General features: G+C 67.5%; 11 protein-coding genes. 2 read left to right on the forward strand and 9 right to left on the reverse strand.

Annotation, left to right across the window (positions count from 1 at the left end; genetic code table 11):
- Positions 1-424 precede the first annotated feature (424 nt).
- Positions 425-883: a hypothetical protein gene (locus G6N13_RS21955; RefSeq protein WP_163700469.1), complete on the forward strand. Its 459-nt coding sequence runs from the start codon at positions 425-427 to the stop codon at positions 881-883.
- Here the strand turns inward: G6N13_RS21955 and pyrF are convergent.
- The 7 genes from pyrF to pyrR are packed head-to-tail and all read right to left on the reverse strand — an operon-like array spanning position 880 to position 9,467.
- Positions 880-1,704: an orotidine-5'-phosphate decarboxylase gene (gene pyrF, locus G6N13_RS21960; protein WP_163700472.1), complete on the reverse strand. Its 825-nt coding sequence runs from the start codon at positions 1,702-1,704 to the stop codon at positions 880-882. The genes G6N13_RS21955 and pyrF overlap by 4 nt on opposite strands.
- Before the next feature lie 24 nt (positions 1,705-1,728).
- On the reverse strand, positions 1,729-5,070 hold the full coding sequence (gene carB / locus G6N13_RS21965; RefSeq protein WP_163700475.1) for a carbamoyl-phosphate synthase large subunit: 3,342 nt from the start codon (positions 5,068-5,070) through the stop codon (positions 1,729-1,731).
- Complete coding sequence (gene carA, locus G6N13_RS21970; protein ID WP_179965036.1) at positions 5,071-6,195, reverse strand: glutamine-hydrolyzing carbamoyl-phosphate synthase small subunit; 1,125 nt, start codon at positions 6,193-6,195, stop codon at positions 5,071-5,073.
- On the reverse strand, positions 6,192-6,689 hold the full coding sequence (locus tag G6N13_RS21975) for a PH-like domain-containing protein (protein ID WP_163700481.1): 498 nt from the start codon (positions 6,687-6,689) through the stop codon (positions 6,192-6,194). Before G6N13_RS21975 ends, carA begins: the two co-directional genes overlap by 4 nt.
- Positions 6,686-7,978 (reverse strand): dihydroorotase, encoded by a 1,293-nt coding sequence (locus tag G6N13_RS21980; protein ID WP_163700484.1) that lies wholly within the window; start codon positions 7,976-7,978, stop codon positions 6,686-6,688. Before G6N13_RS21980 ends, G6N13_RS21975 begins: the two co-directional genes overlap by 4 nt.
- The gene (locus G6N13_RS21985) at positions 7,975-8,928 is read right to left on the reverse strand and encodes an aspartate carbamoyltransferase catalytic subunit (protein ID WP_163700487.1); all 954 of its coding nucleotides are present in this window, start codon (positions 8,926-8,928) and stop codon (positions 7,975-7,977) included. The genes G6N13_RS21980 and G6N13_RS21985 overlap by 4 nt, the downstream gene beginning before the upstream one ends.
- Positions 8,925-9,467 (reverse strand): bifunctional pyr operon transcriptional regulator/uracil phosphoribosyltransferase PyrR, encoded by a 543-nt coding sequence (pyrR, locus tag G6N13_RS21990; RefSeq protein WP_163702424.1) that lies wholly within the window; start codon positions 9,465-9,467, stop codon positions 8,925-8,927. Before pyrR ends, G6N13_RS21985 begins: the two co-directional genes overlap by 4 nt.
- Positions 9,468-9,852: 385 nt before the next feature.
- Between pyrR and G6N13_RS21995 the strand changes: the two genes are divergently transcribed.
- On the forward strand, positions 9,853-11,058 hold the full coding sequence (locus G6N13_RS21995; RefSeq protein ID WP_163700491.1) for a serine hydrolase domain-containing protein: 1,206 nt from the start codon (positions 9,853-9,855) through the stop codon (positions 11,056-11,058).
- Between the two features lie 125 nt (positions 11,059-11,183).
- Here the strand turns inward: G6N13_RS21995 and nusB are convergent, their stop codons facing one another.
- Positions 11,184-11,663, reverse strand: coding sequence for a transcription antitermination factor NusB (gene nusB, locus G6N13_RS22000; protein WP_163700494.1), 480 nt, complete (start codon positions 11,661-11,663; stop codon positions 11,184-11,186).
- On the reverse strand, positions 11,664-12,227 hold the full coding sequence (efp, locus tag G6N13_RS22005; RefSeq protein ID WP_163700496.1) for an elongation factor P: 564 nt from the start codon (positions 12,225-12,227) through the stop codon (positions 11,664-11,666).
- Positions 12,228-12,245: the final 18 nt, after the last annotated feature.

Genomic DNA, 12,245 nt, shown 5'->3' on the forward strand with positions numbered 1-12,245 from the left:
TACTTCAGCCAGCGTCAGCGACCGTACCCACGCCACCTGACGAAATCTAACCCCACCCCCTGCTTAGCGGTGCAAACCCGCAGGATATGGGCCAAGATCTCGTTGTCTGGACAGGTGTCGAGACAACATTCCGAGGTGTGTTCGCGGCCGTTCACAAGCTCAAAATCGCATCATTGACTATGCGTCTACCTGCAGTTTTGTCGGTACGCACCGGTTGACCAGCAGCGGCGGGCGGGTACCGGCAGCCGAGTGAGGGCAAATTTCACCTCACCGGCAGGTCGCGGCGTGTCGGGCGTGTCGAGACCGCCGCCGTCGATCGCTTACCGCACGCACAGCTGCGCGACAGATTTTGCATAGGCGGACTATCTAGCGTGGTCGGTGTCGGGGGGTTCAGTGACTGATTCGAACCTCGAAGGGACGTGCCATGTCCATCACACAATCCACCCGCGTTGCTACCCGGATGACCGGCCGGATTGCCGTAGCGGCGGTCGGAATCACGATCGCGGGGCTGACGGTGGGAGCGGCTCCCGCCCTGGCTGACGGCGGGCCAGGTGGACCAGGCGGCCCGTGCGGCATCCAGGCCTGTCAGAGCCCGGGCGAGCGTGGTCCTGGTGGACCGGGGCCCGACCGCCGCGGCCCTGGCCCGGCCGACTGGCGCGGCGGCCCTGATGGCGGGCCTGGCGGGCCGCAATGGGGCGGTGGTCACGATGACCGCGGCTGGCGTCCGGGACCCCCGCCGCAAGATCTGGGCTGGCGCGGTATCGATCAGGGCCGCTGGGATCACCAGCCGTTCAACTACAACGGCAACTGGGTCAACCCGGTACTCGACCCGGGCTACCAGAACTGGGGATTCTGGCTGTTCGGGACGTGGATCCCCCTCTAAACGAGATACGCCACCGCGTCGCGCAACTTCTCCGCCGCCGTCCGGACCTCAGCGAAATCCGGTCCGGCGCGCAGGACTTCGCGCGATACCGCCGGCAGAATCTGGCCGGGCCGGGCGCCCCCGAGGCCACCGAGCGCCTCGGGGCGTCCGCCCTGCGCGCCCACCCCGGGCACCAGGACGGGCCCGCCCACCTCGCTGAGATCGGGCACCACGTCCAGCGTGGCGCCGACGACAACACCGATCGAACCCGGTTGCGGTAACCCGGCCCGGTTGACGGCGGCGGCATCATCGACGACGGATTGCGCCACGGTGCGCTCTCCCGTCAGCGCCCTTTGCACCGACGCACCCTCTGGATTGGAGGTGGCGGCCAATACGAACACACCGCGCCCGTTGGCGGCGGCCATATCCAAAAGTGGCTGCAGCGAACCGAATCCGAGATATGGCGAGGCCGTGACGGCATCGGCAGCCAGTGGGCCGGTGCCGGCCCAGGCCTGTGCATAGGCGGCCATCGTCGAGCCGATGTCGCCGCGTTTGGCGTCGGCGAGCACCAGCACCCCGGCCTCTCGCAACCCAACAATGGTGTTCTCCAGCACCGCGAAACCCGCTGAGCCGTAAGCCTCGAAGAACGCCACCTGTGGCTTCACGATCGCGAACCCGGCATAAGCCCGCACACAGATCTCGCTGAACCGGGCCAGGCCGTCGGCGCTGATCGGAAGGTCCCAGGCCCGCAACAATTCCGGATGCGGGTCGATGCCGAGGCACAGCGGCCCCCGCGCGCCGATCGCGGCGGCCAGCCGGGCGCCGAACCCGGGCTCAGTCATGACCCACCTCAGTCATGGCCCACCTCAGTCATGACCCAGGGTGGCGTGCAACTCCTGCAGCGAGCGCACGTCGATGTCACCGCGCATACCGGCTTCGATGCCCTGCACGGCTGCCGAGGCGCCCTGGACGGTGGTGATGCACGGGACATTCATCGCCACCGCGGCCGAGCGGATCTCGTAGCCATCGATGCGCGGGCCCGAGTTGCCGTACGGGGTGTTGATCACCATGTCGATGTCACCGGCGAGAATCGCGTCCACCGCAGACATGGCGGGTCGGCCTTCGCCCGGTTCCTCGAAGTGCTTGCGCACCACGCCGCAGGGAATCCCGTTGCGGCGCAGCATCTCCGCGGTACCCTCGGTGGCCAGTACTCGGAAACCCAGATCGGCGAGCCGCTTGACCGGGAACACCAGCGAGCGCTTGTCGCGGTTGGCCACCGAGACGAAGATCGTGCCGGTGCTCGGCAACGATCCGTACGCCGCGGTCTGGCTCTTGGCGAACGCACTGCCGAAATCGCGGTCGATGCCCATCACCTCACCGGTCGACTTCATCTCCGGTCCGAGCAGCGAGTCGATGGCCGAGCCGTCGGCCTTGCGGAACCGGTGGAACGGCAGCACCGCCTCCTTCACCGCGATCGGCGCGTTCGGCGACGGTGTCGCGCCGTCCCCGCTCGCCGCCAGCACACCTTCGGCTCGCAGTTGGGAGATACTGGCGCCGAGCATGACTCGCGCGCAGGCCTTGGCCAGTGGGATCGCGGTGGCCTTCGAGACGAAGGGAACGGTCCGGCTGGCCCGCGGATTGGCCTCCAGCACGTAGAGCACATCGTCCTTGAGCGCGTACTGCACGTTGAGCAGTCCGACCACGCCGACGCCGTGTGCGATCGCCTCGGTGGCTCGCCGGACCGCTTCGATATCGCTGCGGCCCAACGTCACTGGCGGCAGCGCACACGCCGAGTCACCGGAGTGAATACCGGCCTCCTCGATGTGCTCCATCACACCACCGATGTAGACCTCGGTGCCGTCGCAGAGAGCGTCGACGTCGATCTCGATCGCGTCCTCGAGGAACCGGTCGACCAGCACCGGATGCTCGGGTGAGAGCTGGGTGGCCCGGGTGATGTACCCGTGCAATGTCTGTTCGTCGTAGACGATCTCCATCCCGCGCCCGCCGAGCACGTACGACGGCCGCACCAGGACCGGATAGCCGATGCGGGCGGCGATCTCGCGGGCCTGCTCGAAGCTGGTGGCCGTGCCGAACTTCGGTGCCGGCAACCCTGCGCTCTTCAGCACATCACCGAAGCGTCCGCGGTCCTCAGCGAGGTCGATCGCCTCGGGCCGGGTGCCGACGATCGGCACGCCGGCGTCGGCCAGCCGCTGTGCCAGCCCCAGCGGGGTCTGCCCGCCGAGCTGCACGATCACCCCGGCCACCCCCGGACCGCCCTGTCCTGACTGCGATTCGGCGTGGTAGACCTCCAGGACGTCCTCGAAGGTCAGCGGTTCGAAGTACAGCCGGTCGGCGGTGTCGTAGTCCGTCGACACCGTTTCGGGGTTGCAGTTGACCATGACGGTCTCGAACCCGGCCTCGCTCAACGTGGTCGCCGCGTGCACACAGCTGTAGTCGAACTCGATGCCCTGACCGATGCGGTTGGGGCCCGATCCCAGGATCAGCACCTTCGGCCGATCGGTCTGCGGCACCACCTCGGTCTCGGCTGCGGGGTCCAGCTCATAGCTGGAGTAGTGGTAGGGCGTTTTGGCCTCAAACTCGGCCGCGCAGGTGTCGACGGTCTTGAACACCGGATGGATGCCAAGGCGCTGGCGCAGTGCCCGCACACCGGCTTCACCGGCCAATTCGGTTCGCAGCGAGGCGATCTGACGATCGGACAACCCGTTGTGCTTGGACCGCCGCAGCAGGTCCTCGTCGAGCACCGGCGCTTCGATCAATTCCCGGCGCAACGCGACCAGGCACGCCACCTGCTCGACGAACCACGGGTCGACACCGGAGGCTTCGGCAACCTCTTCGACGCCGGCGCCGAGCCGCAGCGCCAATTCGATGTCGTAGAGCCGCCCTTCGGTCGGGGTGCGCAACCGGTCCAGGATGTCGGGCACCGAACCGTCGTCGTCGGGCCCGGTCCAGAACCCGGCGCGAGTGGTCTCCAGTGAGCGCATCACCTTGCCCAGCGCTTCGATGAAGTTGCGGCCCAAGGACATCGCCTCGCCCACCGATTTCATCGTGGTGGTCAGCGTCGGGTCGGCACCGGGGAACTTCTCGAATGCGAACCGCGGCGCCTTGACCACGACGTAGTCCAGTGTGGGCTCGAAACAGGCCGGGGTTTTCTTGGTGATGTCGTTGACGATCTCGTCGAGCGTGTAGCCGATCGCGAGCTTGGCGGCGATCTTGGCGATCGGGAATCCGGTGGCCTTGGAGGCCAACGCACTCGAGCGTGACACCCGCGGGTTCATCTCGATGACGATGAGCCGGCCGTCTTTCGGGTCCACCGCGAACTGGATGTTGCAGCCGCCGGTATCCACCCCGACCTCGCGCAGGATCGCGATGCCCAGGTCCCGCATGGTCTGGTATTCGCGGTCGGTGAGCGTCATCGCCGGGGCGACAGTCACCGAGTCACCGGTGTGCACCCCCATCGGGTCGACGTTCTCGATCGAGCACACCACCACCACGTTGTCGTGGTGGTCGCGCATCAGCTCGAGCTCGTATTCCTTCCACCCGTAGATGGATTCCTCGATCAGCACGTTCGCCGACGGGGATGCCGCCAGGCCGTCGCCTGCCATCCGCTCGACGTCCTCGAGCGAATGCGCCATGCCCGATCCCAGCCCGCCCATGGTGAACGACGGGCGAACCACGACGGGCAGGCCCAGCTCGGCGACGGTCTCGCGTACCTCGGCCATCGTGTAGCAGACGGCCGACTTCGCCGACTCGCCGCCGACTTTCGCGACGATGTCCTTGAACTTCTGCCGGTCCTCACCGCGCTGGATGGCGTCGAAGTCGGCGCCGATCATCTCGACGCCGTACTTTTCGAGGACGCCGTCATTGTGCAGGGCGACAGCGGTGTTCAGCGCGGTCTGACCGCCCAGGGTGGCCAGCACGGCATCGATCTTGTTACCGCGCGCGGCCTGCTGGGCGATGACCTTCTCGACGAACGCCGAGGTGATGGGCTCGACGTAGGTGTAGTCGGCGTACTCCGGATCGGTCATGATCGTCGCCGGGTTCGAGTTGACCAGGCTGACGGTCAGTCCCTCGGCGCGTAACACCCGGCAGGCCTGGGTGCCCGAGTAGTCGAACTCGCAGGCCTGGCCGATGACGATCGGCCCCGAGCCGATGACGAGAATGTGGTTGAGGTCGGTCCGGCGTGGCATTTAGCGCTTCCCCTCGTCCATCAGGTCCACGAATTGGTCGAACAGGTAGTTCGCGTCGTGCGGTCCGGCCGCGGCCTCCGGGTGGTACTGCACCGAAAAAGCCTTCCCGTTGGCGAGTCTGATGCCTTCGACGACGCCATCGTTGGCGCAGCTGTGGCTGACCAGCGCGGGGCCGAAGTCGGTGCTGAAATGCTCACCGGCCTCACCTTCCAGCGCGAACCCGTGGTTCTGCGCGGTGATCGCGACCGTGCCGGTGGCGTGATCGATCACCGGCACGTTGACACCGCGGTGGCCGAACACCATCTTGTAGGTGGACCGTCCCAGCGCCCGCCCCAGGATTTGGTTGCCGAAACAGATTCCGAAAAGCGGGATTTCGGCACCCAGGACTTCGCGGGTCACCCCGACGATGTGGTCGGCGGTGGCCGGGTCGCCCGGGCCGTTGGACAGGAACACCCCGTCCGGCTTCAGCTCGGCGATCTGGGCGAACGTGGCCGCCGACGAGAGCACGTGGGTTCGGATGCCGCGGTTGGCGAAGTTGCGCGGCGTGTTGGTCTTGATGCCGAGGTCGAGCGCGACGACGGTGAACCGATGCGCACCTTCGGGTTCCACGATGTAGCTCTGCGTGGTGCTGACCTGCCCAGCGAGGTCAGCACCGAGCATGGCGGGCTGGCTGCGCACCCGGTGCAGCAGTTCCTCGGTGTCGGCCAGCGCAGGCCCGGAGAACACCCCGGCCTTCATCGAGCCCTGGGAGCGCAGGTGGCGCACGACTGCGCGGGTGTCGACCCCGGCGATGCCGACGATGTGCTGGCGCGCGAGCTCGTCGTCCAGTGTCCCGGTGGCCCGCCAGTTCGACGCCCGCGGCGAGGGGTCACGCACGACGTAGCCGGCCACCCAGATCTTGTCGCCGCGGCTCTCGGAGTCCTCGTCGTTCCAGCCGGTGTTGCCGATCTGCGGGGCAGTGGCCACCACGATCTGGCGGTGATAGCTGGGGTCGGTCAGCGTCTCCTGGTAGCCGGACATCCCGGTGGAGAACACCGCTTCGCCGAGAGTCTCTCCGACCGCACCGAATTCGGTGCCGGTGTAGACCCGCCCGTCCTCCAATATCAGCTGGGCTTTACCCGTCACGCTGCTTCTCCTGTTGTCGTCCATCGTGCATAGTCGCGGCGGTCGTCGCCGCGAAAGCCTGTGTCAACCTCGGTGCCCGAGCGCAACCGCCAGCGAATCGCCAAGATGCCTGCCACTTTTCCGGCCAGTGCCCGCTCGGCGCGGATGCCGGCGATCGCGTCCTGCGGAATCCAGATGGGCGTCGCCCCGGAGCGCTCGAGCAAAATCCCCTCGGGGTAGCGGGTCAGCACCGCTTTGGACCGGAAACCCAAGTCGCCGGCGGCAATCCGCTCCAGCCAATTGCCCGCCAAGGTGGTGCCCACGTAGAGGCCTCTGGTCGGGGCGACAATGGCCGAGCTCAGCAGATCGGGCATCGACGGCAGTTCACCCAGCAGTGCCATCTGCCGCTTGGCGCGGTGTTTCCAGCCCCGCAGCATGCGCCCGATCAGCACGCCGATGATCACGACGATGACGAAAGCGAAGATGTACGCCCCGATCGCCGTTCCGGTGTTCACGCTGGGCTCTTCCCGTCCCGCGCTGTCACAGTGCCCCGCAACAGTGTCGCGGTGACCGTCGCCGGCAGCGTCATTGCCGCGAACGGGGTATTGGCTGACCGGCTGGCCAGCTCCGAGCCCTCGACCACCCAGGTGCCGGCCGGGTCGACGACGACCAGGTTGGCGGGCTCCCCCACCTCCAGTGGACGGCCCTGATCGTCCAGTCCGACAAGGCGGGCTGGGTTCTCGCTCATCACCCGCGCCACACCGCGCCAATCCAGCAGGCCGGTGGCCACCATCGTCTCGACGACCACCGACAGCGCGGTCTGCAGGCCGAGCATGCCCGGGCGCGCATGGGAGAACTCACAACACTTCTCCTGCTCGGCGTGCGGCGCGTGGTCGGTGGCCACACAGTCGAGCACCCCGTCGGCCAGCGCCTGACGCAGCGCCTGGGCGTCGGAGGCCTCCCGCAGCGGCGGGTTCACCCGATTCACCCCGTCGTAGCCGGCCAGCCGGCTGTCGTCGAGCAGCAGGTGGTGTGGCGTGACCTCGGCGGTGATCGAAATACCTTGCTGCTTAGCCCATTTGATGAGCTCGACAGTTCCGGCGGTCGACGCGTGGCAGATGTGCACCCGGGCACCGGCATCGCGAGCCAGCAGCGCGTCACGGGCGACGATGGACTCTTCGGCGGCGCGTGGCCAGCCGGCCAGCCCGAGCTTGGCGGCGTTGGGGCCTTCGTGAGCGACGGCGCCGACGGTCAGTCGCGGCTCCTCGGCGTGCTGGGCGATCAGCACCCCGAGCCCGGTCGCGTACTCCAGCGCCCGGCGCATCACCAGTGGGTCGTCGACGCAGACACCGTCGTCGGAGAACATCTTGACCTGCGCCACACCGGCGGCCATCAAGCCCATTTCGGTGAGCTGCTTACCTTCCAGCCCCACCGTGACCGCACCCACCGGATGCACGTCGACCAGGCCCACCTGCTGACCGCGCCGCCAGACGTGATCGGTGACCACCGGGCTGTCGGCGACCGGATCGGTGTTGGCCATTGCGAACACGGCGGTGTAGCCACCCAATGCGGCTGCAGCCGAACCGGTTTCGATATCTTCGGCGTATTCCCGGCCGGGCTCGCGCAGATGGGCGTGCAGGTCGACGAAGCCGGGCAGCAACACCTGACCGGTGGCGTCGATGACGTCGGCATCGTTCGGCGCCTCGAGCTTCGGGCCGATCTCGGCGATCTGCCCGTCGCCCACCAGGACGTCGACCTGGCCGCCCTCGCCGTACAACCGGACGCCGCGAATTAACACGCTCATACCGAGACCGCCTCGTCCGTGCCGATCAGCAGATGGAACAGCACCGCCATCCGCACGTGAACACCGTTGGAAACCTGTTGCAGCACAGCTGATTGCGATGAATCCGCGGCGGCGAAGGAGATCTCCATACCGCGCAGCATCGGGCCGGGGTGTAGCACCACCGCATGGCCAGGCAGTACCGCCCGCCGGCGATCGGACAACCCGTAGCGGATCGAATACTCCCGCTCCGACGGGAAGAACCCGCCGTTCATCCGCTCGGCCTGTACCCGCAGCATCATCACCGCATCGGCACCCGGCAGTTCGGCGTCCAGATCGTGCGACACCGTCACCGGCCAGTCCTGCACCCCCACCGGTAGCAGGGTGGGCGGTGAGACCAGCACCACCTCGGCACCCAGCGTGGACAGCAGCGACACGTTCGAGCGGGCCACCCGGCTGTGCAGAATATCGCCGACGATCACCACCCGGCGGCCCTCGATGCCCCCGAGACGTTGGCGCAGCGTCAGCGCGTCCAGCAGCGCCTGGGTGGGGTGCTCGTGGGTGCCGTCACCAGCGTTGATCACGCAGGGCCCGGTGCCGTCGTCCTCCAGCGTCCACTCCGCGAGCTGTTGCGCCGCACCCGAAGCCGGGTGGCGGATGATCAGCGCATCGGCGCCGGCCGCGCGCAGCGTCAGCGCGGTGTCGCGCAGCGACTCCCCCTTGGCCACCGAGGATCCCGACGAGCTGACGTTGATCACGTCGGCGCTCATCCATTTGCCGGCGACCTCGAACGACACCCGGGTGCGGGTGGAGTTCTCGTAGAACATTGTGATGATCGTGCGCCCGCGCAGTGTCGGCAGCTTCTTGACCTCGCGCCCCAGCAGCGCCTGCCGGAACCGGTCAGCGTCGTCGAGGATCGCGGTGGCCTGATCGCGGGTCAGATCGCCCGCCGAGAGCAGATGCCGGATCGTCATCGGGTGGGACCTCCCTGGGGTGCGATCCAGATACCTTCGACGCCGTCGTCCTCGACCAGGCGCACCTTGACGTTCTCGCTGCGCGAGGTGGGCACGTTCTTGCCGACGTAATCCGCCCGCAGCGGCAGTTCGCGATGGCCGCGGTCGACCAGGACGGCCAGCTGCACCACCTTCGGCCGGCCGATATCGCGCAGGGCGTCCAGGGCCGAGCGCACCGAACGCCCGGTGTAGAGCACGTCATCGACCAGGATCACCAGGGCGCCGTCGATCCCGCCCGTCGGAATCGACGTTTTCTCCAGCGCACGGGGCGGCTTGAAGTCCAGGTCATCGCGGTACAGCGTGATGTCCAGGCCGCCGCAGCCGACCGTGACGCCGGCGAACTCGACGATCTTTTCGGCCAACCGGTTGGCCAGCGTGACACCGCGGGTGGGAATGCCGAGGAGGACGACGCGGGGCGCGTCGGGGGCGTCGAGCGCCGTCTTTTCGATGATCTGATGGGCGATGCGGGAAACGGTTCTACCGACGTCCGCACCGGACATCAATTCACGGTCGTCTGGGCTCACGAGCTAACCGGACCTCCTTCTCCGCCTCTCTGGACGGATCGTTAAAGGATGTCGAACTGCCGGGCAGCGTAACACCCACCAACTCATCTTCTCGAACCGCGCAATCGTGTTTCCGATTAGCCTGGATGAGGCGACCACACCGCATCCGTCCCACTGGGACTTCGATGCTCTGTCCGCGGTGAGCCCTGGCGTCACGATGGTCCCTGGGACACCAAGGGCCCCAAGGAAAGTGTCGTCACGTGGCAGGAGCAGGGTCAGATCACCGCCGAGCACCGGGCCGGCAATGCCGGCGTCGACATGGGATTCTGGCTGGTGACGGCGCAGCGGCCGTCAGTAGACGGCGCTCAGTAGAATCCGCCTGGTGAATCTCGGGGACAATCGCAGCTCAGTCGTGCAGGCCGTGGACGCCGGCTATTTGGCAGGCGCCGTCACCCTGGTGTGGCAGCGCGGGAATATCCTGCAGGTCAACGAAATCGGTTACCGCGACGTCGACGCCGGCCTACCGGTGCAGCGCGACACGATCTTCCGGATCGCCTCGATGACCAAACCGGTGACGGTGGCGGCGGCGATGGCTCTCATCGAGGAGGGCAAGCTCGCGCTGTCCGATCCGGTCAGCCGCTGGTTGCCGGAGCTGGCCGACATGCAGGTGCTCGTGGATCCGACCGGCCCGCTGGATCGGACCGTGCCCGCACAACGGCCGATCACGATCGACGACCTGATGACCCACCGCAGCGGACTGGCCTACCCGTTCTCGGTGGCCGGCCCCCTGGGCAGGGCGTATGCGCAGGTCTCATTCCGCCAGGACCAGGACCACTGGCTGGCGGAGGTCGCGAAGCTGCCGCTGGTCCACCAGCCCGGCGAGCGACTGACCTACAGTCACGCCACGGACGTCCTCGGCATCGCCGTCTCGCGGATCGAGGGCAAATCGCTGCACACCGTGCTCACCGAGCGGATCTTCGACCCGCTGGGCATGCCCGACACCGGGTTCTACATCTCCCCCAATAAGCGCGCCCGGGCCGCGACGATGTACCGGCTCGACGAAGAGACCGGCCTGCAGCACGACGCGATAGGCCCGATCCCGGTGACCGAACCCCGGTTCTGCCAGGGCGGCGCGAACCTGGTGACAACCGTCGACGACTACCTGCGGTTCGCCCGAATGCTGTTGGGCGGCGGCCACGTCGACGGGGTGCGGGTGCTCTCCGAGGAGTCGGTGCGGCTGATGCGCACCGATCGGTTGACCGCCGAACAGAAGCAATACCCGTTCCTGGGGTTGCCGTTCTGGGTGGGCCGCGGCTTCGGCCTGAACCTCTCGGTGGTCACCGATCCGGTCAAATCCTCGCAGCTGTACGGTCCCGGCGGGGCGGGCACGTTCAGCTGGCCCGGCGCCTACGGCACCTGGTGGCAGGCCGACCCGGCTAACGATCTGATCCTGATCTACCTGATCCAGAACTATCCGAACCTCAGCGCGCCGGCCGCCGCCGCGGTGGCCGGCAACACGTCGCTGACCAAACTGCAGTCGGTGCAGCCGAAATTCGTGCGCCGGACCTACGACGCGCTGGGGCTCTAAACCATCGCGATCGTCGAGATCGGGCGCTGGCGCCCGATGATTCGAGCAGGTAGGCGACGACAGCGCGGGTTGCGGCCCCCGCAAACCGCGCCGCGAGGTGCTGCTCGGCGTCCATGGCGGGCAGATTACGCCTCGGGCGCGGTGCCCCGAACCGCGGCGGCGGCCGCGCGGATCTGCGGAGTCACGAGCATGACCTGCCCCAGCACCCCGTTGACGAAGCCCGGCGAATCATCGGTGGACAACTCCTTGGCCAGCTCGACCGCCTCGTCGACGGCCACCGGCTCGGGAACGTCGTCGGCGTGCAGCAGCTCCCAGACCGCCACCCGCAGGATCGCGCGGTCCACGGCAGGCAAGCGCTCCAGCGTCCAGCCCTGCAAGTGCGAGGTGATCAGCTCGTCCACGTGGGCCGCGTTCGCGGTCACCCCGTTGGCGACGGTGACCGTGTAGGGATTCAACGCTGACACGTCGGGGTTGGCCGCGGCCAGCGCACTGCGCGCCTCGGCCACCTCAGCGGACGTCAGGCCTCGGGCCTCGGCTTCGAAGAGCAGGTCGACGGCGCGTTTGCGGGCCTGGTGCCGACCCTTGTCGGCCTTGCGATCAGCCATTTAGGCGTTCACGCGCCCCAAATAGCTGCCGTCGCGGGAGTCGACCTTCAGCTTGTCGCCGGTGTTGATGAACAGCGGAACCTGAATCTCGGCCCCGGTCTCCAGCGTCGCGGGCTTGGTGCCCGCGCTGGACCGATCGCCCTGCAGGCCCGGCTCGGTGCTGGCGACCTCGAGCTCGACGGTCACCGGGAGCTCCAGGTACAGCGGGGCGCCCTCGTTGAACGCGATCTGCACGGGCATGCCCTCCAGCAGGAAGTCCGACAGCCGGCCCACCAGCGGTTCCGGCAGCGGATGCTGCTCGAAGTCCTCGGAGTCCATGAAGACGAAGTCCGAGCCGTCCCGGTAGAGGTAGGTGGCGTCACGCCGGTCGACGGTCGCGGTCTCCACCTTCACCCCGGCGTTGTACGTCTTGTCGACGACCTTGCCGGTGAGCACGTTCTTGAGTTTGGTACGCACGAACGCCGGGCCTTTGCCCGGTTTGACGTGCTGGAACTCGGTGATCTGCCAGAGCTGGCCGTCGATGTTCAGCACAAGGCCATTCTTGAAATCGGCAGTGGATGCCACGGTCGGTCGTTCTCCTCG

The organism is Mycolicibacterium sarraceniae (genome assembly GCF_010731875.1).
Classification (GTDB): Bacteria; Actinomycetota; Actinomycetes; order Mycobacteriales; family Mycobacteriaceae; genus Mycobacterium; species Mycobacterium sarraceniae.